The sequence below is a fragment of the Acinetobacter sp. FDAARGOS_558 genome (assembly GCF_003937785.1).
Lineage (GTDB): Bacteria > Pseudomonadota > Gammaproteobacteria > Pseudomonadales > Moraxellaceae > Acinetobacter > Acinetobacter baumannii.
In genome coordinates, this window is sequence record NZ_RKJH01000001.1 from 1,105,094 (window position 1) to 1,128,134 (window position 23,041).

Below are 23,041 nucleotides of genomic sequence, written 5' to 3' on the forward strand. Positions count from 1 at the left end.
ATAATAACTTCATAAATTTATCTCAATTTTATAAAATTCCGACTATTTTACTTGGTTTATTAATCATTATCGCTCAAAATATACCCCTCTTTCATAATGTGAGAATTTCATGACTGATGCTTTGGTTTTAAGAGATTTGTCCAAAACATATCGTAATGGTTTTCAGGCGTTAAAAGGTATTAACCTCACTGTGCCTGAAGGTGAATTTTATGCGTTGTTAGGTCCAAATGGCGCCGGCAAATCAACAACCATTGGTATTATCAGCTCCCTCACGAAAAAGACCTCAGGAACAGTTGAGATTTTCGGACATAATCTCGACACTCATCCATCCTTGGCAAAACAGCAGCTTGGCGTTGTCCCTCAGGAATTTAACTTTGGGCAGTTTGAAAAAGCATTTGATATTTTAGTAACGCAAGCTGGTTATTACGGTATCCATAGAAAGATTGCAGAAAAGCGCGCAGAACATTATTTAGAAAAACTGGGCCTATGGGAAAAACGTAATATACAAGCACGTATGCTGTCAGGTGGTATGAAACGCCGTCTTATGATTGCCCGTGCCATGATGCATGAGCCTAAACTTCTTATTTTAGATGAGCCTACTGCAGGTGTAGATATTGAGTTACGCCGTTCTATGTGGGATTTTCTGACTGAAATGAACGAAAACGGTACTTCTATTATTTTAACGACACATTATCTCGAAGAAGCAGAAATGTTGTGTCGTCAAATTGCCATCATTGACCGTGGTGTCATTAAAGAAGATACCAGCATGAAAAGTTTCTTAAACCAGCTGAGTGAAGAGTCTTTTATTTTTGATTTGGCTGAACCTATTGCCCCACTCCAGCTCAATATTATTGGTGTGAAGTTCAACTTAATTGATAGTAGTACTTTAGAAGTAACAATGGATAAAGCACATACATTAAATGATTTATTCCAACTTTTAGAGTCACAAGGTATTCGTGTTCGCAGCATGCGAAATAAATCGAATCGTCTTGAAGAGCTATTTGTCAAAATGGTCGAGAAAAATCTTGAAGGAGCGGCAAAATGAACTTTAACCAACTGCAAATTGCCCTCTGGACTCTAGTTCGTAAAGAAGTACGCCGATTTCTACGCATTTGGCCACAAACCTTATTACCACCTGCAATTACCATGAGTTTATACTTTGTCATTTTCGGTAATTTGGTTGGCTCACGTATTGGTGAAATGGGTGGCGTAAGTTACATGCAATTTATTGTACCTGGCCTCATCATGATGGCTGTCATTACCAACAGTTATGCCAATGTATCATCGAGTTTCTTTAGTGTGAAATTTCAAAAAAGCATTGAAGAGCTGATTATGAGCCCTGTGCCCTTACATATTATCTTATGGGGCTATGTTATTGGGGGTATTTGTCGAGGTGTCTTGGTTGGTGCAATCGTTACCGCGATGAGTATGTTTTTTACTGATCTTTTTATCCATAACTGGTTCGTAACTATATATACAGTATTAATTACATCCGTTTTATTTTCTTTAGGCGGTTTTATTAATGCAGTCTACGCAAAATCATTTGATGATATTTCTATTATTCCAACATTTGTACTTACTCCACTTACCTATTTAGGTGGTGTGTTTTATGCCATTAGTGCACTTGGTCCTTTTTGGCAAAAACTTTCTTTAATTAATCCTATTGTTTATATGGTAAATGCTTTCCGTTTCGGCATTTTAGGTCATAGTGACGTGAACGTTTCGTTCTCTTTAATCATTGTGACATTATGCTGTGCTGTACTTTACGGAATTGCTTATTATTTACTTGCTCGTGGTTCAGGAATGCGTGAATGAGTGTCGAACAGTCTTTATTGGGCAAAGAAACCCAATATCCAACTAGCTATCAACCCGATGTGTTATTTCCAATTGCACGTGCTCAATCTCGTGAAAAATATGCTCATATCGAAGGTATAACCCAAGGTAAAGATTGGTGGCACGTTTTCGAAATTTCTTGGTTGAATGCTCATGGTATTCCACAGGTTGCTATCGGCAGAATTACACTGCCAGCTTCTTCACCGAATTTGATTGAATCAAAGTCATTAAAACTTTATTTCAATAGTCTTAACTTCACTCAGTTCGACTCTAAACAGTCATTCATTGAAACAGTTGAAAAAGATCTATCTGCCGCGGCTGGTGCAAAAGTTGAATTAACCCTATTTCAAGTAGATGATTTAGAGATTTCTAAACCTCAAGGGATCTGTATTGATGATCTTATGCCAGAGCGTTTAGAACAACATCCTGATGCTACTCTCTTAAAACTTGATGAGTCAGATGAAGAAATCGAAGTTGAACTGTATTCTCATCTTTTGAGAAGTAACTGCCCAGTCACGGGTCAACCGGATTGGGGGACAGTTTTTATTCGTTTTAAGGGCAAAAAACCTTGTTATCGTAGTCTTTTAGCCTATATTATTTCGTACCGTCAGCATAACGGTTTCCACGAACAATGTGTCGAACAAATCTTTGCCGATATTTGGCAAAATTTGCAACCTGAAAAGCTGATGGTTTATGCAACTTATACTCGCCGCGGTGGACTTGATATCAATCCTTGCCGAGTATCGGATCTTACATGGATGCCAAAACCGATTCGATTGGCACGACAATAAAACGAATAATTTGAGGATACACCATGCCGTTTTTTGGTTTTACCCCTTCTGAAGGCTTATTGAACGATATACAGACTGGAATTGCGAATAAAAATTCTAGTGAACCGTTATATCCACTTCGAGACAAAATCGCTTTACAACTCAATGAAGAAATTATTGAAAATGTACTTACTCAGTTAGTACAACATTTCCCAGCGAGTGAAAAAAGAGATACTGCCGAAAAACTAGCTGGTTATGTCAAATCAACAGTTGCCGTGCTTTTAAAGCAATTACTCAGTAAAGCGCCAAACGATGTGGTTAAACAGTCAGTTGAGTTTTCAGAGAAAAGCTTATTTAAAGATCCGCAAGGCCAATATAAAGTTGGCGTAGCTTTAGATGCTGGCCTAGTTACCAATTTGAAGCATAATTTTGCCGAGCTTCAAGCGGGTAATGACATTAATAAAGCAGCATTAGCAGAACTATATAAACAGTTCGGTGATGCTATGGTGAGACATTTTATGTCTGACTTTAATAAAACATTAGATTTAGGCATGATTAAGCGTAAAGCAGCCGATATTGGCGCTGCTGCTGTAACTAAAGCAGTTCATATTGCGATCGACAAACTCATTCCAAGTTTAAATCGCACTGAACTAAAAGCGATGGCTGAATATCATGATGGACTATTCTTTAACTAATAAAAAATAGTCTATCGGAAACCTGGTGAGAGCCAGGTTTTTTTATTGCAAAATATTGATATACATTGTCATAAATCAGGTTTATGTTAGCATGCGCCAAGCACTGATTGACCTTTAGTTAAAGCCGCATGTCTCCTAGTCCACAATATAAATTTTTACGCCAAGCTCCTCGAGATGGCCTTAGTACTGCCATGCAACCTTCGCGCTGGCAGCAGCTTCATATTGACCCTTGGTTATGCCTATTTTTATTCCTAAATGCATTGTTAGGTTTAACGGTACTTTATAGTGCATCTGCACAAGATGTGGGACTCGTCAGTAAACAGGCCATGAGCTTTGGTATCGGCTTTCTGGTCATGATTAGCCTAGCGCAAATTCCACCCAAGGTTTATCAAGCTTTTTCACCTTATTTTTATTTATTTGGCCTGTTTTCCTTAATTGGCGTTATGGTTTTTGGTGAAGTTCGCATGGGTGCGCAGCGCTGGATCGATATTCCGGGGTTCGGGAGTGTTCAACCCAGCGAATTTATGAAAATTGGCATGCCAATGATGGTTGCATGGTTTTTAGCTCGTAAACCTCTTCCTCCTAGCTTCTCGCAGGTTATTTTGTCTTTAATGTTAATTGGTGTTCCATTTTTACTTATTGCAGAACAGCCTGACCTAGGAACATCACTATTAGTATTAGCAAGTGGGATTTTTGTACTGTTCTTGAGTGGGCTATCTTGGCGCATGATCGGTGCAGCAGCAGCTTGTGCAGCTATTGTGATTCCAATTGCATGGGAATTCCTTTTACACGACTATCAACGTCAACGGGTATTAACGTTGCTTGACCCAGAAGCGGATGCTTTAGGAACAGGCTGGAACATTATTCAGTCCAAAACAACAATCGGTTCTGGTGGGTTTTCAGGTAAAGGTTTCCTCGAAGGTACTCAATCACATTTACACTTCTTACCAGAAGGCCATACTGACTTTATTATTGCTGCTTACTCAGAAGAATTCGGTTTAATTGGTGTACTTATATTAGTAATTCTTTATTCGGCCATTATTTTTAGAACATTTCAAATCGGTTTACAAAGCTTTCACAATTATGGCCGATTAGTGGCTGGCGCGTTTGGTTTGTCTTTTTTTGTTTATGTATTTGTAAACGCAGGAATGGTCAGTGGTATTTTACCTGTAGTGGGTGTTCCCTTACCTTTTATGAGTTATGGCGGTACCGCTATTATTACTTTAATGGCCACTTTTGGTTTAGTCATGTCTATTCATACACATCGATAATCTGGAATTTAAAAAAGATATGTTGTCTCAATTTGTTAATAAAACTTTAAAAGTGCTTGCCTTGTGTACTGGCCTTATTAGCACAAGTCATTTTGCTCAGGCCAATGATTTTGTAACTCATCCTAACTATTTAAATTTTAAACAAAAAGCCATGAGCACTTATGGCTTAAGCGGTGAACAGGTTGACGCCGCTATGAATGGTGCAAAAAATTTACCAAACATTATAAATATTATGACTCGCCCTGGTGAAAGTAAGCCTTGGTACGACTATCGCTCTATGTTTTTAGTCGAAGGTACTATTCAACGTGGTGTCCGCTTTAAAAACCAATATGCCGATGCTCTCAATCGTGCTGAACAACAATTTGGTGTCTCTCAAGCGGTTATTCTAGGCATTTTAGGTGTTGAAACAGGTTATGGAGCCAATAAAGGCTCGTTTATTACTCGTGATGCACTTGCAACGTTAGCTTTTGGCTACCCACGCCGTGCTGAATATTTTGGTGATGAGTTAGCTGCTCTCATTGCATGGACTTACAAAGAAGGCTATCCAACCAATAGTATTGTAGGTTCTTATGCAGGTGCCATTGGCTTCCCGCAGTTTATGCCAAGCAACATTAGTAAGTACGGGGTCGACTTTGATGGTAATGGTCATATCGACCTACGAAACTCTGCAGAAGATGCGATTGGCTCAATCGCAAATTACTTAGCAAAACAAGGCTGGCAACGCGATCAACCTATTGGTTTTATGGCTCGTTACACAGGTTCAAATCCGGAAAGTATCATTGCTAAAGATTTGACCCAGCCCACTCCGTATGGTGCACTAAAAAACCAAGGGATTTCCCCTTTAAATCCGTTAGTCAAAATTGATGACTTAGATATGGTAAATGTTATTCAATTACAAGACTATAACGGTCCAATTTACTATTTAACCTATCCGAACTTTCAAGTAATTACGACTTATAACAAAAGCCGAATGTATGCGACTGCCGTATGGTTGTTAGGTACAGAAGTAGCTAGCCGATAGGCTAGCTTTTTGATGAGTTTATGTAAAAGTCAATAAATATTTTTGTTAAATCGATCACAATACACACATTTTAAATACCTTGTTACATATTTGGTTATTTTTTAACCTAAAACTGTAAGTTTTTGCCCTTTTTGTAACTATTTCTCGTTAAAGACTAGACACTCTCCGTAAGCGATGAATATTATCCACCCCAATCAAGCAATTGCAAAAGTGAATAATTAGGCATGTTCACTTCAATTTTTAGCTCTTTGGCTAAATGAAAAAGTGCATGTTCTCAGGAGTTTATATAAATGCAGTTATCGCTGAAATACATTCTTGCACTGACGGCTAGTTTAAGCATGGCCCCACTGCACGCTGAAATGATGCAATCATCATCATTAAATAGCGATGTAGATGGTCCAAATGCAAATTTAGCTGCTCGTGTGTTGAGTAAAGATACTCAAAACTTTAATTCTCGTTTCTCTAACATTAACAGTCTTTCAATCACTGAACGTTCTGGCGATCAAATCCGTCGTCAAGCTATCGCAGCTAAAATTGAAATCCCTGAAGATGAGCCTTCAGTGATTGAAAAACTTAACACAGTAGCTTCAAATACTGTTCGTAAGTTTAGCCAAACTGGCATGGCATCGTGGTATGGTCGTCAATTTCATGGCCGTAAAACTGCAAGTGGTGAAACATTCGATATGAATGCACTTACTGCTGCTCACCGTAGCTTACCGCTTAACTGTTATATCCGTGTCACCAACAAAGACAATGGCAAAAGCGTAGTGGTAAAAGTAAACGATCGTGGTCCTTTCCATGGTAATCGTGTGCTTGATTTATCATACGGTGCAGCTAAACGCCTTGGTATTACCAATGCTGGTACTGCTAAAGTAAGTATTGAGCGTGTAGACGGTCCTACTTCATAAGCGATTACTCCTCGAGTTCATGAAAAAGCCACCAGTTAAGTTGTGGCTTTTTTAATATAAAAAGAGCAAAAAAAACCTATAAAAATTTTGTGTCTAGACTCGTTTTTTCATTACAAAAATGATTATTTTTTAACCCAAAAACACACTGATTTATTCTTTATCGATTTTTGCGCATATTTTTCGATTACAGCCATTTTAAAATAATTCCGCTACCCTAGTACCACTTTAGTCTAAAAAGAGTTGTTTAACGCGTTTTAAGACAAGATGAGTTGAGTATTTTTCTATTATTTTCCCATTCTTCATGAAAATGAGGTTTTTTTGAGGATTCGACTCTCTCAAAATCACAAATAAATAACCTGAAATTTTTGAGCTCATCCTCCCCTTTCTTCAGTGCTGTTTTTCATTTTTGTGCCGCAATGAATAAACTTTAAATTTTAGGTTTACTTGATTTAACAAACATGTCGATATACAACTTGTCTTGTCTCTCCCGATAACGAGAGGATAAAATATAAACAGAAAAAGAATGACTCAAAATTAGACAAGGAGAACAAGGTCTATGAAATCTATCGGTGAATGGTTTGATGAATATAGTGAAAGTCATCAAAACCCGATAAATAAGAAAATTCACTGGGTATGTGTTCCAGCTATTTTATTTTCGATTATTGGAATTATTGCTCACTTTAGTGCCTTACTCACCGCTTTACTCGTAGTACTTACACTCATTTTTTATGCTCGGCTTGATCTTGTACTTGCGGTAGCAATGGCTGCTCTACTTGCTGTGATGGCATGGCTTATTTATGTTCTGCCAGTAGGTGTAGGATTTTATATTGCTCTTTTTGTGTTTGCCTGGATTGGACAATTTTATGGACATAAAGTTGAAGGCAAAAAACCTTCTTTCTTTAAAGATTTGCAATTTCTCTTGATTGGTCCGGTCTGGTGTATGGATGCTTATCTTGCAAAGATATTACCTCATTGGAAAAGCCGTCAGAAGAAACTGATTGCTCAATAAATTTTGAAGAAGCTGAATCCTAAAAAGATTCAGCTTTAACTTAATGATTTATTAGAAAATTTATAAAATAAAAAAATGCTAGGCTCAGCAGAACGCTCGGTAACACTTTTTTAAAATAGAAAGCCACGACAGTACAAAATATCGTTGCGTATAAGTAAGGATTATCTAAAAATCCTCTTAATTCATTATTTTCAAAAAAAATTACTGGAATACAAATAGCACTTAATAAACAAGGAGCTGAATAATTCAACATTTTATTCATAAGTACTGGTAATTTAACTTTTACGTTTGGTTCCAAAAAATAATAACGATTAAAAAATACGATAGCTGCCAGTCCTAAAATCATGAGCCATGACATTTTATTTTTCTCCCATTTTATTTTCGACTATTACCGCAATAAACATCCCCAATAAACCAGAAATTAGAATGGCACCTTCTATATGAAAAAATTTAAGCACAAAACCACTGACACAAGTCATTAAAATACCTGCCATTACAGGCTTCCCTTTACACATAGGAACAATCATGGCAACAAAAATAGCAATAATGGAAAAATCCAAATGATAATTTAATAAGTTAGGTAGCGCCGTTGCTAATAAAATACCAACTAAACTAAAAACCACCCAAAATAAATAAAAGCAAAGACCTGCTCCGAATAAGTATTGAGGATATTTTTTCTCATTAGAAACACTTACTGCAAATAATTCGTCGGTAAGCAGAAACCCTAAAGTTAGTCTTTTTGAGAGAGGTAAAATAGAAACGTCATTTCTTAAAGTTAAAGCATAAATAAAATGTTGAGCAGTAAGAAAGAAAATAGTGACATAGATGGTTAATAACGATGCACCTTCCATCACCATGCTTAAACTTACTAATTGCGCAGCGCCAGCAAACACAATTCCTGACATCGCTAGTGCTTTATAAAATGATAAACCCGCATGAATTGCCATTGATCCAGCTAAAATAGCCCATGGTATAACCGAAATAGATAGTGGCAATATATCTATCGCCCCTCGTAAAAAAAGATGCGGTGGTCGGCTTTTAGAAAATCTAATAGATTGATTTAAATGAGTATTCATCCCTAGACATCTATAACAGTTATTATTTATAGATTTTCTGGTATTTAGCTCAGCTTCTCTTGAACAAAATTGCGGTTAGCACTGCAAATAAATTTTAAAGATTAAGACTCGCCACATATTGGGTTGGTGTAACACCCATCGCCTTTTTAAAATGACGATTAAAATGGCTTTGATCAGAAAAACCACATTGCTGTGCAACCATTACAATTTGAACGCCTTGTTTTAATAATTGTCTCGCTTTTTGCAAACGCGCCTGTACTAACCATGCATGAGGCGGTAAACCCACATGCTTTTTAAATTGTCTTAAAAAATGCCATGCACTTAACCCGACCATATCAGCCAATTCCTGCAAAGAAAAATTCTTTTCAGGCATATCAGCTAACAAATCTTTAACTTTTAATACTTTTGAATAAGCTTCTGGCAACTCGCAAAAGGTGTGTCTTGACTTACCATGACGTACCATTAAGCAGGCTAATGTTGATAAATACATGGTTTCTTTAAGCAAAAAATTGTCTTTTTGTTCTAATAAATCAAATAATAAACACAGTTGTTGAGATAATCCCAAGTCCTGAATTACAGCTTGCGGAAACCAAGGTGCCCCATGGCCTTGTTCAAAAAAATCTTGGCTTACTTCAGCAAGCATTTCGGGTGTAGGATAGATTGCACGGTAACGCCAGCCCGATTCAACAGCAGATGAGCCTGTGTGAATTTCATCTGCATTAACTAAAATAATGTCACCTTTAGGAGCAACATGTAGTTGACCCGTCCTAAAAAAAGACTGTGCACCCTCTTCAATGACACCAATACAATATCCTTCATGAGTATGCTTTGAAAATTGTGTTTGGTGATAATGTGCTTTTAATAATTCTAAACCGCCCAACTCTCGCAAATGCAAGTAGTCAGCCTGTTCCCGGTGCATATATACATCTCATCTATTTATCTACAAAAAAACATAGCATGTTTTAAAAAGATGCATAGAACAAAATTGCTGTTATGCGGAAATGGATACCCTATTTTCTATTGATAAATACGACCATTATGTTTCAGCCAACCATTTTCATGGCGGTTCTGTGGATCATGATGCGTCCAATGTAATACTCCACCTTTTTCGTTATATTCATATTCCCCGTTAAATTCGACAATATCACCCTTTCTTAAATCTTCAATTTTTGGTGCTAAATCAATATTATGTGCTACTAAAATTGAAAGACCATTTTTTAATACCAAAATAAATTTCTGGTGTCTCGACCCATCATTATCTTCTCTTAAGATTGCTTTTACTCGACCACTACCCTGCACTTGAACGTTACTTTGTCTACGTTCATAAGCAGCCTTTATGGTATCTATTCCATCATTTGAAAACGTCGTTTCAGTACGCTGATTCGCAGGTATGCTTGATGATGGTGTGGGATTGTTTTTATGCCCAGATAAGTCCAGACCCAAATATGCAGCAATCAATAAAACAATTATGCCGCCAATACCTAGATTCTTTTTATTTGTCATCTTTATATTCCGTTTTCAACAGAGATAAAAAAAGCCCCATAGGGGGGCCTTTTTTGAAGATACGAATTACTTCGCAGCAGCTTGAGCAGCAGCAACTTCTTCAGCAAAGCTAAGTTCAGCTTTTTTCTCGATACCTTCACCAACTTCGAAACGTACGAAGTTAGCAACATTTGTACCAGTTGCTTTTAATACGTCAGCAACTTTTTTCTCGTTGTCGATAACGTACATTTGACGGTCAAGAGCAACTTCGTTTAAGTATTTCTCAACAGAACCAGTTACCATTTTCTCAACGATGTTCGCTGGTTTACCAGATTCTAACGCTTTCGCTTCAGCAATTTCTTTCTCTTTAGCGATAAGGTCAGCTGGAACAGCTTCAGCATTTACTGCTACTGGGTTGAATGCAGCAACGTGCATTGCAATACCTTTACCAGTGTCAGCATCACCAGTATAAGAAACTACAACACCGATTTTTAAACCGTGTTTATAGATAGCCAATTGTTCGCCTTCAACGATTTTCGCACGACGAACTTGGATGTTTTCACCGATTTTTTGAACAAGCGCGATACGAGCTTCTTCAACTGATTGGCCATCAGCTAATTTTAATTCAGCAATTTTAGCAGCATCAGTTTCGCCAGCAGCTAATGCAGCAGCAGCAACTGTGTGTGCAAAGTTAGAGAAGTTTTCGTCTTTAGCAACGAAGTCAGTTTGACAGTTTACTTCAACTAAGATCGCTTTATTACCGTCTTGAACGATAGTGATTGCACCGTCAGCAGCAATGTTGCCAGCTTTTTTAGCAGCTTTAGCTTGACCAGATTTACGAAGGTTATCAATAGCAAGTTCGATGTCACCGTTCGCTTCTGTTAATGCTTTTTTGCATTCCATCATTGCAAGACCAGTACGGTCACGTAATTCTTTTACCATGCTTGCAGTAATTGCAGTCATGTTGATCTCCTAAAATCGGTAGAAAATAAATCTGTTCAACAAAAACGGCCCAAAGAAACTCTGGGCCGTTTGCACTCTCGACGCTTAATTTGCCACCATTACATGTCGCAAAAATGACAAGCCTGCGTCAAAACGCATTAAGCCTCAGAAGCGTCTTTCGCAGCGTCATCGCCTTTTGCTTGAGCGTTCGCTTGAGATTGAGCGTATTCTTTACCAGCAAGAATTGCATCAGCCATAGCTGAAGCATATAAAGTTACTGCACGGATCGCATCGTCGTTACCAGGAATAACGTAATCTACGTTGTCTGGGTTAGAGTTTGTATCAACGATACCGATAACAGGAATACCTAAGTTTTTCGCTTCTTTGATTGCAATCGCTTCGTGATCAACGTCGATTACAAATAATGCGTCAGGTAAACCACCCATGTTTTTAACGCCGCCTAAAGAGCGCTCAAGTTTTTCCATCTCACGAGTACGTTCTAAAGCTTCACGTTTAGTAAGCTTAGCAAAAGTACCGTCTTGAGATTGAGTTTGAAGATCTTTTAAACGGTTGATAGATTGGCGAAGTGTTTTCCAGTTCGTCAACATACCACCTAACCAACGGTGATCTACGTATGGTTGACCAGCGCGTTGAGCTTGTTCACGGATGATGTTAGAAGCAGCACGTTTTGTACCAACGAACAAAACTTTGTTCTTTTTGCTTGCTAATTGGTTAGCGAAGTTCAAAGCATCATTTAACGCAGGAACAGTGTGCTCAAGGTTGATGATGTGAATTTTGTTACGCGCGCCAAAAATGTATTGACGCATTTTTGGGTTCCAGAAACGAGTTTGGTGACCAAAGTGCGCACCTGCTTGAAGAAGGTCGCGCATGCTTACGTTGTAATCTGCCATTTTCTTTACCTTAAAAGTTGGGTTAGGCCTCCATATATCCGCATTCTCCACCTTTTTACGGGCACCCAGAGTAATGTGACGATATATGTGCGGATTTTTACTCCACCTATCAAAATTCTTCGTAAAAGATATTCACGAAAAGCATTTGATAAAATGGGCGGCTATTTATACCATAGACGCTTGTAAATTACCAAAAGTTTTTAGAGATCATGAACAGTACTTATACAGCTCCACGTCGATTAATCAAAACTCCAGATGAAATTGAAAAAATGCGCATTGCAGGACGACTGGCGGCTGAAGTTCTAGATATGATCAAGCCGCATATTAAAGCTGGTGTAAGCACACTCGAGCTTGATACGATTTGTCGTAATCATATTGAAAATGTACAGCACGCTATTCCGGCCTGTGTAGGTTACGGTGGTGCGCCAGGACGCCCTGCTTTTCAACACTCTATCTGTACTTCGGTTAACCATGTTGTATGTCATGGTATTCCTTCTGAAAATAAAATCTTAAAAAACGGCGATATCCTTAACATCGACGTGACCGTCATTAAAGATGGTTATCATGGCGATACCAACATGATGTATATCGTGGGTGGTGAAACTTCTATTCTGGCAAATCGTTTATGTAAAGTAGCTCAAGAAGCGATGTATCGCGGAATGGCAACAGTTAGAGATGGTTCGTATTTAGGCGATATTGGACATGCCATCCAAAAATATGTCGAATCAGAACGTTTTAGCGTAGTACGTGAATATTGTGGTCATGGCATTGGTACCGTTTTCCATGATGAACCTCAAGTGTTGCACTATGGCCAAGCTGGTACGGGCATGCGTTTAGAAGCTGGTATGACTTTCACTATTGAACCTATGGTAAATGCGGGTGTTTGGCAAACTAAATTGTTAGGTGATAAATGGACAGTTGTAACTAAAGACCATAAACTTTCAGCTCAATATGAACATACTATTTTAGTCACTAAAACAGGGATTGAAGTATTAACAGCTCGCCCAGAAGAAGATCTTTCACGCTTCAATCAATAATTTAATTAAAATTAAGAAAAGGCTGCTTTATGTAGCCTTTTCTTTTTCATTTTGTACTTTTTATTAATAAAACTTTCCAAATATAAACAAATATTTCAAAAAAATTACAATTATTAATTTTTAATACACAATTACTTCAATAAAACGCGTTATGGTGGGCTCAATAAAAATCAGTAAACAAATGCTCGGACATGGAGTCCTTTTATGATGAAAAAGTCATTATTTTGTATGACAGCTGCCTTATTTGCTCTGCCAACAGTCACTTCCGCCGCTTCCCCATATTTTAGTTTAAAAGATGGTGATGGTTTCAAACGTTTTTCAGTCTCAGCTGGTCCTTTATATGTCAAACCAACAGGAAAAGCCCAGCCTTTTAGGATTAACACTTCTGTTAAGGAAAATGAGCAATCTAAGGTCGGAGATATTAAAGTAAAAACTATTCAAGACAATATTTCCGATAGTAATAGTAATGTCGTTCTTGAAGAACTTATTGATGTTATTGGTTTAGGTACTGATACTATTCCCGCATGGTTAAGTGGAACAGCCGAAATTCGCGGTTTGAGTCAATGGGAAGCTGAGAATACGGGCTTAGAAGCAGATGATGTAACTACTCTCGGTCTTATGACAAATTACTTTTTTACAGATAATATTTCATTAGAAGTAAAAGCAGGGATTCCACCTAAAGTCGATCTACAAGGTAAAGGTAAGATTTATGCACCTTTTTCCGCTACTGCAAAACCTGCTGGTGGAATTCTTGGTTCTATGGAACTTGAAAATAATATTTTTATTACCGATCTTGAAGCACATGGGAGTGCGGCATCAGCTCGAGCTTGGACACCAGCATTTGAATTACAATATCACTTTGGCAAAACTGGCGTAAATAAATTCAGACCTTATGTTGGACTAGGTGTAATGTATGCATATTTCAATGAATTAGAAATAAATCCTGAAATTGAAAATGACTTAGTAAATGCTGGGCATATGATTGTCAATATTAAAGATGGTAAATCGGGTGCTGCTTTAGAAAGAAAAACTAGCTCTGGTGATCCTAAAGTAGATCTTGAGGCATCCGATGCCATTGCACCCGTAGCAACTTTAGGTTTCACCTATGACTTTAATGACAAATGGTATGCTGTTGGTTCTGTGTCTTATGCTCACTTAAAAACGGATACAACTATTACAGTCAATGACGCCAAATACGGTGAGTTAATTAATGCAAAAGCAGATATCGAAATTAATCCAATATTAGGTTATGCCGGTATTGGTTACCGATTCTAAATCTCAAAAGCGCACAAGCTATAAAAGCTTTACTTAAGCTTTTATAGCTTTTTTATTTATCCCCCTAAAATTGCTTCTTTTTAAACCAAAATGCCAAAAAAATGAGCATTTTTTAGGATCATGTTTACGAAGTTCAACCTTCTTTATTTTTTATTATCACCTCTTCTTTTAATTCCTTTTCTCTAATGATTTTTATGTTAGACAACTAACCTAATAAAATTAAAAACTAAAATTTTCCTTTTAGTAAAAATTATCTTTTGGCACGTCCTTTGCTTTATTTATGACATGATGAATCAATGGCGATTCAATGGATAAACCAAGACGGCCAAAGATGTCCGCTCTGATCGGTATGCAAATAGACAATTCATTTTGTCGTGCAAATTAAAATTTCGTTCAGTTCAGGGGGACGGCGTATGTCTTCAAATATTAATTTAGATGCAAAAAAAGCGACTGAAATTAAATTATTCAGTTTTTCAACCCCAGCCATGCGTGCTTTCCACATGACTTGGCTCGCGTTCTTTGTCTGCTTCTTCGCATGGTTTGCTTGCGCCCCATTAATGCCCGTTATTAAAGGTGAGTTTGGCTTAACCAAAGATCAAATTGCCAATATTAATATTGCCGCCGTTGCAATTACAATTTTAGTGCGGCTTGCTGTCGGACCACTTTGTGATAAATATGGTCCGCGTATTACTTACACCACCCTTCTCTTACTTGGCAGTATTCCTGTATTTGGTGTTGCCGCTGCCAACAGCTATGAATCTTTTCTTTTCTTCCGTTTACTCATCGGTGCAATTGGCGCAAGCTTTGTCATTACGCAATATCATACCAGTATCATGTTTGCACCAAATGTCGTAGGCACAGCAAATGCAGCTGCTGCGGGTTGGGGTAATGCTGGCGGTGGTGCAACACAAGCTCTAATGCCTTTATTACTCGGTGCAATTGTCATGTTCGGTGTCGAGCAAACTATGGGTTGGCGCGTTGCATTAATCGTACCAGGCGTAATGATGGTAATTGTTGGGGTTCTTTACTGGAAACTTACCCAAGATTGTCCTCAAGGAAACTTTAAAGAAGTTCGTGCACAAGGTATTGAGGTGGGTAGCGGTAAAAAAGGTGGCATGGCAATCTTAATGCAAGCGGCTCGTAACTACCGTGTCTGGATTTTATTCCTCGCTTATGGTGCTTGCTTTGGTATTGAAATTTTCATCCATAATGTTGCCGCAATGTACTATGTTGACCAATTCAAAATGGATTTAAAAACAGCAGGGTTAACCGCAGGTATATTTGGCCTTCTTGCCTTATTTGCACGTGCATTAGGCGGTATTATTTCCGATAAAGTCGCACTTAAAAAAGGTTTAGACGGACGTACTAAAGTACTTGTACTAATGATTTTAGGTGAAGGTTTATTCTTAATACTCTTCTCTCAAATGAACGTCGTAGCTCTTGCAATTATTTCCATGACAGTTTTTGCATTGTTTACCCATATGGCTTGCGGAGCAACATATGCACTAGTCCCTTTTATTGACCGAAATGCATTAGGCGGCGTCGCAGGCATTATTGGCGCAGGTGGAAATGTGGGCGCAGTAGCAGCTGGTTTCTTACTAAAAGGCGTACTTGATATTCAAACTTGTCTATTTATTTTAGGTGGACTGGTTATGGTTGCAGGCTGTAGTGTAATTTTGATTCGCTTCACAACCGAGCACAAAGAAAAAGAAAAAATACTTTTTGAACAAGCTCTACTTGAACGCAATTCAGCAGCTTAATTCTGATAAGAAGCAGAAATCACAAATGATTTTTGCTTCTTCACCTTTTTCATAATAATCCGAAATCTCTAAGATACTTTTTAATTTTTCTTAAAATAATTTTATAGATATATCGATATTATTCGATATATCTTCTACAATGATTTATCACATTCTTATAATTTTCTACTCACAATGACTAAAACAAGCCATCAGTTTTCTCAATCACTCATTTATATGCTCATTGGAAGTGCCATTATTTTGGCTTTGTCACTAGGTGTACGACATGGTTTTGGGCTTTATTTAGTCCCGATGAGTCATGAGTTCGGTTGGGGACAGCATGTTTTTAGTCTAGCAATTGCCATGCAAAATCTAATCTGGGGTGCAGTTCAGCCTTTTACTGGGGCAATTGCAGATAAATATGGCAGTAAAGTTGTGGTAACAGTCGGCGGATTACTTTATACCCTTGGCTTACTCTTAATGGCTTTTAGTTCAAGTGTACTCATTTTGAATTTAAGCTTAGGTCTTATTATTGGTTTAGCTTTATCAGCAACTTCTTTTACAGTTCTGCTTAGCGCAGTAGGCCGAGCTGCTCCGCCAGAAAAAAGAAGTATGGCAATGGGTATTGCCAGTGCAGCCGGTTCTTTTGGCCAATTTATTATGCTGCCTTCTACCCTTCTCTTACTTAAAACAGTGGGGTGGTCATCAGCTTTAATGGTAAGTGCGCTGTTAATCGCTCTTATTATGCCTCTAGCATGGATGTTAAAAGGACCAAGCAACCAAACCCCAAAAGCAATTGCCCAACCTCAGCTCACCTTTAAACAAGTACTGAATATTGCTAGAAAACATAAACCTTTTTGGTGGTTAGCTTTAGGCTTTTTGGTATGTGGCTTCCAAGTTGTCTTTTTGGGTGTTCACCTACCAGGTTATTTAATCGACCACGGCTTTGATGCCGCTACAGGTACGGTGTTTCTTGCTTTAGTCGGATTATTTAATATCGTAGGGACTTATGGCGCAGGCTGGTTAGGAGATCGTTTCTCGAAACCTAAATTATTAATGGCACTTTATGGTAGCCGCGGCATCGCAATCATTGCTTTCTTATTGTTACCTCTAAGCACTTATACAGTATATACTTTCGGTATTATCATGGGGCTTCTATGGCTTTCTACGGTTCCGCTTACCAATGGTATCGTGGCAAATATGTTTGGTGTTAAATACCTTTCAATGTTAAGTGGTATTGTATTTTTCACCCATCAAGTCGGGTCTTTCTTTGGTGGTTGGCTTGGCGGTGTTAACCATGATTTAACAGGTAATTACAATGCGATTTGGCTCTGTTCTATCGCATTGAGTATATTAGGGGTAATCGTACATTTCTTTGTAAATGAGGAGGCTGTTATTCATGACGCATAATGCCGTACTTTTGAAAACAATTATGACTTTCCTCATCTTAGCTCTTCTGGTTTTTTCTATTGTTTTATGGAAACAGACACCTGATTTGTTTGAATATTTTAATCAAGCATTTTGTGCACACTAGAGAGATGAGACGCTGAAATCACTCTGTACATTGTCATAAAAATATAAAAAACATATGGTCTAATAAAAATAAAAAAGCCCGCAAGTTTGCGGGCTTTTTATGAAAAACTTATTTAAAATCAAAATAAACGATTCATACCATTAAGTGCAGCTACACGGTATGCTTCAGCCATGGTTGGATAGTTAAAAGTCGTTTCAACAAAATATTTCAAAGTATTGTTTGGGCTGTGCATAACTGCTTGTCCAATGTGGATAATTTCAGCAGCATTATTACCAAAACAGTGAATACCTAAAATTTCCAAAGTGTCACGATGGAAAAGAATCTTCAACTCACCTACTGTATCACCGGTAATTTGTGCACGAGCCAAATGACGGAAAGAAGCTTGACCAACTTCATACGGAATTTTCTCTTCCGTTAATTCCTGTTCATTCTTACCAATAGATGAGATTTCCGGAATAGTATAAATACCTGTAGGGATATCACGTACTGGCTTAGCGTCTTCACCACTCATGTTTGCACCAGCACAGCGCCCTTGGTCATAGGCGGCCGAAGCAAGTGAAGGCCAACCAATCACGTCACCAGCCGCATAGATGTTTTCAACTTCAGTTTGATATTGATCATTTACAGAAAGTTGACCACGGCTATTTGGTACCAACCCAACATTTTCAAGACCTAAACCTTCTGTGTTACCTGAACGACCATTACACCAAAGAATCGCATCAGCTTTAATCTTTTTACCACTTTGTAAATGTAGAACAACGTGGTCATCAAATGTTTCAAGATGATCCATTTGTTCATTGTGACGAATCAACACGCCCTGTTCACGTAAGTGATAAGACAAAGCATCGGCGATTTCATCATCTAAATAACTTAAGAGTTTTTGTTGAGTATTGATCAAGTCAACTTTATGGTCTAAACCAATAAAGATTGAGGCATATTCACAGCCAATAACACCTGCGCCGTAAATAATGATTTTTTGAATTGAGTAATCAAGATCAAGAATTTTGTCCGAATCAAATACGCGTGGGTGGTCAAAATCAAGACCTTGCGGATGATAAGGACGACTACCTGTCGCGATCACGATTTGCTTACAGATAATTGTTTCTTTAATGCCTTCGTGGCTAAAAACTAAAACTGTATTTTTGTCTTGAATATATGCACGACCGTGGAAGACACCAATTTTGTTACGGTCATAAAAGCGTGTATGCGTATCAACCTGTTGTTGAATCACTTTGTGCGCATTACGCAAGACCTGTTTCATAGTGAACTGTTTCCATTCACCTACTTTTTGAAACATTGGATCACGCTGATAGCGAATAATGCTAGAAACTGTTTGACGTAATGCTTTACTTGGAATGGTTCCTACGTGTGCACAGTTACCACCGAGTTGATCACGTACATCTACAATTGCAACACGCTTACCAGCTTTTGCAAGCTTCATTGCCGCGCCTTCACCTGCAGGTCCAGAACCGAGAACTACCGCATCGTACTTAACGAAATTCCCACTAACGACCTCTTTTTTACGTGGCATTGAAAGCTCCTTCCTCTGTTGAATGACCATATTTTATAATAAATTATGGCTAATATGCGGTGAATTTATGTATTTCTCAACCCTATATTTCTGAATAGCCACATTTATTATATGAATAGTTATTTTCCGCTATTACTTGTAGAAGTCCGCTATAATACAATGTCAATGTCTCTATAAACGAGTGGAAAAGTTAAATATGTCAGAACACCGTAAACCTGAACAGGGTGTAAAACTTCGTGGCGCAGAAAAAGTCGCAAGAATTCCTGTAAAAGTTGTACCTACGGTTGAAGTGCCGCGTAAACCTGACTGGATTCGTGTCAAGATGACGGCACCAGAAGAAGTTCAGCGTATTAAAACGACTTTACGTGCTCAAAAACTCCATACCGTTTGTGAAGAAGCAGCTTGTCCGAACCTTCCAGAATGCTTTGGCGGTGGTACAGCAACATTCATGATCATGGGTGATATTTGTACACGTCGTTGCCCTTTCTGTGACGTAGCGCATGGTCGTCCAAATGCATTGGACCCTGATGAACCACGCCACATGGCAGAGACAATTGCCAATCTTAAGCTCAAATATGCAGTAATCACTTCGGTTGACCGTGATGATTTGCTTGACGGCGGTGCACAACATTTTGTGGACTGTATTAAAGAAGCTCGCGCACTTAGCCCAAATACATTACTTGAAATTTTAGTACCAGACTTCCGTGGACGTATGGATATTGCTTTACGCATTATGACTGAATGTCCACCAGACGTATTTAACCACAACATTGAGACTGTACCTCGTCTATATAAAGCGATGCGTCCAGGTTCAGATTATCAGCACTCTTTAAACCTATTAAAAATGTTTAAAGAATATTGCCCAGACATCCCAACAAAATGTGGATTGATGGTGGGTATTGGTGAAACTGAAGAAGAAGTTATTGCATTGCTTGATGACTTACGTGCTCACGATGTCGACTATGTCACTATTGGTCAATACTTGCAGCCTTCTAAACAGCATGCACCAATTGACCGTTTTGTAACACCAGAAGAATTTGAACGTTATGCAGAGCATGGCCGTAAACTTGGCTTTAGAAATATTTGGTCTGCACCAATGGTTCGTTCAAGCTATTTTGCTGATCGCCAATACTATGGTGAACCTGTTCCTGAAGTTCGTCGCAAGATAGATCCTGCGAAAAAAATTGCGGTACAAGCAATCGAAGCTTAACACTTCATAAGTATTAAAAAGGCCTTCAGATTATGAGGGCTTTTTTATTTATACAAGAAAATCAATAACATTTCTTGACAAATCGATAAAACAAGCCATTACACTTTCATTCAAAAATATTTTATACCTAAAAGCACGATATATCCCTGCTCTAGCATATACATCAATTGCGACATAAAAAATCAAATTTAAACAGCATTAAAAAATTCGCTAGTTAAGCCTTAAATCTCTCCTCGCTTTTTTATTATTTCTAACTTGAGGGCTTATCTAGCAAGGAGCAAGTATGATTTTCCTACTCTTTGTTTTAAGTATTGTCATTCAGCTTGTTGCAATATGGGCAATTTTCTTTTTTAACCTAAATAGAGTCACTGGTAGTGTTATTACGATTGCTGTAGCCATACTTACTGCTTTCATTTTAACGCCGTGGGCATTACTTTTAGGGATCCCCCTTATTGCACTTAGCATTATTATTTTGTTTAAACCTTTACGGTTTAACTTAATTACCCAACCTGCATATAAAACTCTGGCCAACTCAATGCCGAGCATCAGTACCACTGAACAAGAAGCCTTAGAAGCAGGAACAAGCTGGTGGGAAAAAGAGTTATTTATGGGGGCTCCAGATTGGTCGCAATTTGAAAAATATCCCTATCCTACACTTTCACCAGAAGAACAAAGTTTTATCGATAATGAAGTTGAAGTGCTATGTAGCATGCTTGATGAATGGGAAATTCACCATCAATTAAAAGATCTTCCTCCTGAAGTTTGGCAGTTCATTAAAGATAAAGGCTTCTTAGGCCTTATTATTCCAAAATCCTTTGGCGGTAAAGAGTTCAGCTCATTTGCTCAAAGTCGCATTATGAGCAAAATTGCCTCGCGTTCATTAACTGCTGCGGTGAGTTGTATGGTTCCTAACTCATTAGGACCCGGTGAATTACTCATGCATTACGGTACAGATGCGCAAAAGCAGCAATATCTACCGGGACTTGCTAAAGGTGAAGAAATTCCATGCTTTGGTTTAACCAGTCCGGAAGCAGGTTCAGATGCAGGTGCAATTCCAGATTCGGGTGTAGTCTGCTATGGCGAATATGAAGGTGCTCAAGTTCTTGGGCTGCGCATGAATTTCTCTAAACGTTGGATTACGCTCGCTCCAATTGCCACAGTGGTCGGTCTAGCATTTAAACTTTATGACCCCGAAGGTTTACTTGGAGATAAAACTAAAACTGAGTACGGGATTACCTGTGCTTTAATTCCAGCCAATCATGCAGGCATAAAAATAGGTGCACGACATTATCCGGGCTCTCCATTCATGAATGGGACAGTAGAGGGTGAAGATGTATTCATTCCAATTGACTGGATTATTGGCGGACAAGAAAATGCCGGTAAAGGCTGGCGCATGCTGATGGAATGCTTAGGTGTTGGCCGAGGTATTTCACTGCCCGCATTAGCCACGGCCGCAGGTGAAATGAGCTATCTCACTGTCGGTGCATTTGCAAGAATTCGCCAGCAATTTAATATTTCGGTCGGCAAATTTGAAGGTGTACAAGAAGCAAGCAGTGAAATTGCCAGCGATGCTTATATGCTTGAAGCATTCCGTTATTTAGTGACGTGCGGTCTGAACCAAGGTGGAACCCCTGCCGTGATGACTGCCATGGCAAAATACTATGCAACCGAAACCATGCGTAAAGTGGTTAATCACGGAATGGATATTGCTGGAGGACGCGCAATTCAACTTGGGCCACGCAATTTCCTTGCTCTCACCTATCAAGCGATTCCAATTGCTATTACGGTAGAAGGCGCAAATATTTTAACCCGTTCATTGATGATTTTTGGTCAAGGCTCAATGCGCTGTCACCCTTATCTTTTTGAAGAATTGCAATTACTTCAGTCTGACGACAAAGCCAATGCCGTACAAAAATTCGATGATTTGTTGTTTAAACATTTAGCCTATACCTTTAACCGCGGTGCTAGATCATTTGCTTATGGTTGGACGGGTGGTTCGAGTGATGCGCCTCAGTCAGCAGATCAATTCACTGCAAGTTACTATAAAACCATCAATCGTTTTAGCGCCAATTTTTCACTTGTTTCCGATATGGCACTAGGATTACTCGCAGGAGACCTAAAGCGTAAAGAAATGCTATCAGGCCGCTTGGCAGATATTCACGCGCACTTGTTTATTGCCACTGCAATTTTAAAATATTATGAGGCTGGACAAAAAACTGAAGCTGAACAACTTCATGCCAAACTAGCACTGCAAAAAGCATTTTTGAATATTCAGGAAGCATTTTGGGGACTATTTGACAACTTCCCAGCCAAGCTTCCAGCAGCATTTATCAAATGGATATGTTTCCCGCTAGGTCGTGTGATTTCAAAACCTGACGATGAGTTAAAACAACAAGTTGCTGAACTCATGATGGAAGAACATCCATTTAGAGAGCAACTCAAACGCCATGTGTACTATTCAACTGAGCCTAATGATGTCACTGGCCGTCTAGAGCACACGTTCCAAATGTTAAGAACCATTGAACCGCTTTGGGATAAGTTTAAGAAAGCTGAATCCAAAGGCAAGTTTACGGGTCTTACTTTTGAAGAGAATATTGCACAAGCGATAAAAGAAGGCTTTATTTCTGAAAGCGAAGCTCAACAATTATTGCAGTACAACGCAATTCGATTCGATAGCATGCTTACCGATGTTTTTGATGAAAAGTTAAATAAAGACCTACCTTTATCAAATCCTCATCAAATAGTGTGACTGATGCCTCCACTAATTCACTATTGCAATCATTTTTGAATCGCATTA

General features: G+C 38.5%; 21 protein-coding genes. 14 read left to right on the plus strand and 7 right to left on the minus strand.

All coding sequences use genetic code 11. The features are described 5' to 3' along the window. Positions 1–109: 109 nt before the first annotated feature. The 8 genes from EGT34_RS05435 (at position 110) to EGT34_RS05470 (ending at position 7,507) form a co-directional block, all read left to right on the plus strand. Positions 110–1,045, plus strand: coding sequence for an ABC transporter ATP-binding protein (locus tag EGT34_RS05435; RefSeq protein WP_000128669.1), 936 nt, complete (start codon positions 110–112; stop codon positions 1,043–1,045). Then, positions 1,042–1,815, plus strand: a complete 774-nt coding sequence (locus EGT34_RS05440) for an ABC transporter permease (protein WP_001010536.1) — start codon at positions 1,042–1,044, stop codon at positions 1,813–1,815. The genes EGT34_RS05435 and EGT34_RS05440 overlap by 4 nt, the downstream gene beginning before the upstream one ends. Further along, a complete protein-coding gene (gene queF, locus EGT34_RS05445) occupies positions 1,812–2,624 on the plus strand; it encodes an NADPH-dependent 7-cyano-7-deazaguanine reductase QueF (RefSeq protein WP_000110163.1) in 813 nt (270 codons plus the stop codon). The genes EGT34_RS05440 and queF overlap by 4 nt, the downstream gene beginning before the upstream one ends. Positions 2,625–2,647: 23 nt before the next feature. After that, on the plus strand, positions 2,648–3,298 hold the full coding sequence (locus EGT34_RS05450) for a hypothetical protein (RefSeq protein ID WP_001115740.1): 651 nt from the start codon (positions 2,648–2,650) through the stop codon (positions 3,296–3,298). 128 nt (positions 3,299–3,426) lie between these two features. Further along, positions 3,427–4,569 carry a rod shape-determining protein RodA gene (rodA, locus tag EGT34_RS05455; protein WP_125305480.1) on the plus strand — a complete coding sequence of 381 codons (1,143 nt, stop codon included), beginning with the start codon at positions 3,427–3,429 and terminating at the stop codon, positions 4,567–4,569. 19 nt (positions 4,570–4,588) lie between these two features. Beyond that, entirely contained in the window at positions 4,589–5,590 is a 1,002-nt protein-coding gene (gene mltB, locus EGT34_RS05460; protein ID WP_000951088.1) for a lytic murein transglycosylase B, read from the plus strand. Between the two features lie 290 nt (positions 5,591–5,880). Then, entirely contained in the window at positions 5,881–6,498 is a 618-nt protein-coding gene (locus EGT34_RS05465) for a septal ring lytic transglycosylase RlpA family protein (protein WP_001177236.1), read from the plus strand. A 556-nt stretch (positions 6,499–7,054) separates the two neighbouring features. Further along, positions 7,055–7,507: a DUF962 domain-containing protein gene (locus EGT34_RS05470; RefSeq protein WP_000835602.1), complete on the plus strand. Its 453-nt coding sequence runs from the start codon at positions 7,055–7,057 to the stop codon at positions 7,505–7,507. 40 nt (positions 7,508–7,547) lie between these two features. On the opposite strand, the gene EGT34_RS05475 is transcribed toward EGT34_RS05470, so the two are convergent. The 6 genes from EGT34_RS05475 to rpsB form a co-directional block, all read right to left on the minus strand. Next, positions 7,548–7,865 (minus strand): AzlD domain-containing protein, encoded by a 318-nt coding sequence (locus EGT34_RS05475; RefSeq protein ID WP_000118659.1) that lies wholly within the window; start codon positions 7,863–7,865, stop codon positions 7,548–7,550. A gap of 1 nt (position 7,866) precedes the next feature. After that, on the minus strand, positions 7,867–8,583 hold the full coding sequence (locus tag EGT34_RS05480) for an AzlC family ABC transporter permease (protein WP_024437194.1): 717 nt from the start codon (positions 8,581–8,583) through the stop codon (positions 7,867–7,869). Positions 8,584–8,677: 94 nt separating this feature from the next. Further along, positions 8,678–9,502 (minus strand): helix-turn-helix transcriptional regulator, encoded by an 825-nt coding sequence (locus tag EGT34_RS05485; RefSeq protein ID WP_000554500.1) that lies wholly within the window; start codon positions 9,500–9,502, stop codon positions 8,678–8,680. A gap of 98 nt (positions 9,503–9,600) precedes the next feature. After that, entirely contained in the window at positions 9,601–10,086 is a 486-nt protein-coding gene (locus EGT34_RS05490) for a DUF3465 domain-containing protein (RefSeq protein ID WP_000182512.1), read from the minus strand. Between the two features lie 66 nt (positions 10,087–10,152). Further along, positions 10,153–11,028 (minus strand): translation elongation factor Ts, encoded by an 876-nt coding sequence (tsf, locus tag EGT34_RS05495; protein WP_000125378.1) that lies wholly within the window; start codon positions 11,026–11,028, stop codon positions 10,153–10,155. Positions 11,029–11,165: 137 nt separating this feature from the next. Next, complete coding sequence (rpsB, locus tag EGT34_RS05500; protein WP_001982118.1) at positions 11,166–11,918, minus strand: 30S ribosomal protein S2; 753 nt, start codon at positions 11,916–11,918, stop codon at positions 11,166–11,168. A 209-nt stretch (positions 11,919–12,127) separates the two neighbouring features. On the opposite strand from rpsB, the gene map reads away from it, so the two are divergent. The 4 genes from map (at position 12,128) to EGT34_RS05520 (ending at position 17,379) form a co-directional block, all read left to right on the plus strand. Next, positions 12,128–12,955, plus strand: coding sequence for a type I methionyl aminopeptidase (gene map / locus EGT34_RS05505; protein ID WP_001089491.1), 828 nt, complete (start codon positions 12,128–12,130; stop codon positions 12,953–12,955). Positions 12,956–13,159: 204 nt separating this feature from the next. After that, on the plus strand, positions 13,160–14,230 hold the full coding sequence (locus tag EGT34_RS05510; RefSeq protein ID WP_000976520.1) for an OmpW/AlkL family protein: 1,071 nt from the start codon (positions 13,160–13,162) through the stop codon (positions 14,228–14,230). 413 nt (positions 14,231–14,643) lie between these two features. After that, positions 14,644–15,990 (plus strand): MFS transporter, encoded by a 1,347-nt coding sequence (locus EGT34_RS05515; protein ID WP_000097620.1) that lies wholly within the window; start codon positions 14,644–14,646, stop codon positions 15,988–15,990. Positions 15,991–16,164: 174 nt separating this feature from the next. Further along, positions 16,165–17,379 carry an MFS transporter gene (locus EGT34_RS05520; RefSeq protein WP_000169422.1) on the plus strand — a complete coding sequence of 405 codons (1,215 nt, stop codon included), beginning with the start codon at positions 16,165–16,167 and terminating at the stop codon, positions 17,377–17,379. A gap of 242 nt (positions 17,380–17,621) precedes the next feature. On the opposite strand, the gene sthA is transcribed toward EGT34_RS05520, so the two are convergent. Further along, entirely contained in the window at positions 17,622–19,034 is a 1,413-nt protein-coding gene (sthA, locus tag EGT34_RS05525; RefSeq protein ID WP_001137505.1) for a Si-specific NAD(P)(+) transhydrogenase, read from the minus strand. A 196-nt stretch (positions 19,035–19,230) separates the two neighbouring features. Between sthA and lipA the strand changes: the two genes are divergently transcribed. Further along, positions 19,231–20,244: a lipoyl synthase gene (lipA, locus tag EGT34_RS05530; RefSeq protein ID WP_001289257.1), complete on the plus strand. Its 1,014-nt coding sequence runs from the start codon at positions 19,231–19,233 to the stop codon at positions 20,242–20,244. A 283-nt stretch (positions 20,245–20,527) separates the two neighbouring features. After that, entirely contained in the window at positions 20,528–22,993 is a 2,466-nt protein-coding gene (locus EGT34_RS05535; RefSeq protein ID WP_024437195.1) for an acyl-CoA dehydrogenase, read from the plus strand. Positions 22,994–23,041: the final 48 nt, after the last annotated feature.

Excerpts from the sequence above, each read along its gene's own strand:
- EGT34_RS05475 (WP_000118659.1), bottom strand. The coding sequence starts at position 7,865 with ATGTCATGGCTCATGATTTTAGGACTGGCAGCTATCGTATTTTTTAAT.
- EGT34_RS05520 (WP_000169422.1), top strand. The coding sequence starts at position 16,165 with ATGACTAAAACAAGCCATCAGTTTTCTCAATCACTCATTTATATGCTC.
- EGT34_RS05470 (WP_000835602.1), top strand. The coding sequence starts at position 7,055 with ATGAAATCTATCGGTGAATGGTTTGATGAATATAGTGAAAGTCATCAA.
- queF (WP_000110163.1), top strand. The coding sequence starts at position 1,812 with ATGAGTGTCGAACAGTCTTTATTGGGCAAAGAAACCCAATATCCAACT.
- lipA (WP_001289257.1), top strand. The coding sequence starts at position 19,231 with ATGTCAGAACACCGTAAACCTGAACAGGGTGTAAAACTTCGTGGCGCA.
- EGT34_RS05465 (WP_001177236.1), top strand. The coding sequence starts at position 5,881 with ATGCAGTTATCGCTGAAATACATTCTTGCACTGACGGCTAGTTTAAGC.
- EGT34_RS05435 (WP_000128669.1), top strand. The coding sequence starts at position 110 with ATGACTGATGCTTTGGTTTTAAGAGATTTGTCCAAAACATATCGTAAT.
- mltB (WP_000951088.1), top strand. The coding sequence starts at position 4,589 with ATGTTGTCTCAATTTGTTAATAAAACTTTAAAAGTGCTTGCCTTGTGT.
- EGT34_RS05480 (WP_024437194.1), bottom strand. The coding sequence starts at position 8,583 with ATGAATACTCATTTAAATCAATCTATTAGATTTTCTAAAAGCCGACCA.
- EGT34_RS05515 (WP_000097620.1), top strand. The coding sequence starts at position 14,644 with ATGTCTTCAAATATTAATTTAGATGCAAAAAAAGCGACTGAAATTAAA.
- EGT34_RS05490 (WP_000182512.1), bottom strand. The coding sequence starts at position 10,086 with ATGACAAATAAAAAGAATCTAGGTATTGGCGGCATAATTGTTTTATTG.
- sthA (WP_001137505.1), bottom strand. The coding sequence starts at position 19,034 with ATGCCACGTAAAAAAGAGGTCGTTAGTGGGAATTTCGTTAAGTACGAT.
- EGT34_RS05510 (WP_000976520.1), top strand. The coding sequence starts at position 13,160 with ATGATGAAAAAGTCATTATTTTGTATGACAGCTGCCTTATTTGCTCTG.
- map (WP_001089491.1), top strand. The coding sequence starts at position 12,128 with ATGAACAGTACTTATACAGCTCCACGTCGATTAATCAAAACTCCAGAT.
- rodA (WP_125305480.1), top strand. The coding sequence starts at position 3,427 with ATGTCTCCTAGTCCACAATATAAATTTTTACGCCAAGCTCCTCGAGAT.
- EGT34_RS05535 (WP_024437195.1), top strand. The coding sequence starts at position 20,528 with ATGATTTTCCTACTCTTTGTTTTAAGTATTGTCATTCAGCTTGTTGCA.
- EGT34_RS05485 (WP_000554500.1), bottom strand. The coding sequence starts at position 9,502 with ATGCACCGGGAACAGGCTGACTACTTGCATTTGCGAGAGTTGGGCGGT.
- rpsB (WP_001982118.1), bottom strand. The coding sequence starts at position 11,918 with ATGGCAGATTACAACGTAAGCATGCGCGACCTTCTTCAAGCAGGTGCG.
- EGT34_RS05450 (WP_001115740.1), top strand. The coding sequence starts at position 2,648 with ATGCCGTTTTTTGGTTTTACCCCTTCTGAAGGCTTATTGAACGATATA.
- EGT34_RS05440 (WP_001010536.1), top strand. The coding sequence starts at position 1,042 with ATGAACTTTAACCAACTGCAAATTGCCCTCTGGACTCTAGTTCGTAAA.
- tsf (WP_000125378.1), bottom strand. The coding sequence starts at position 11,028 with ATGACTGCAATTACTGCAAGCATGGTAAAAGAATTACGTGACCGTACT.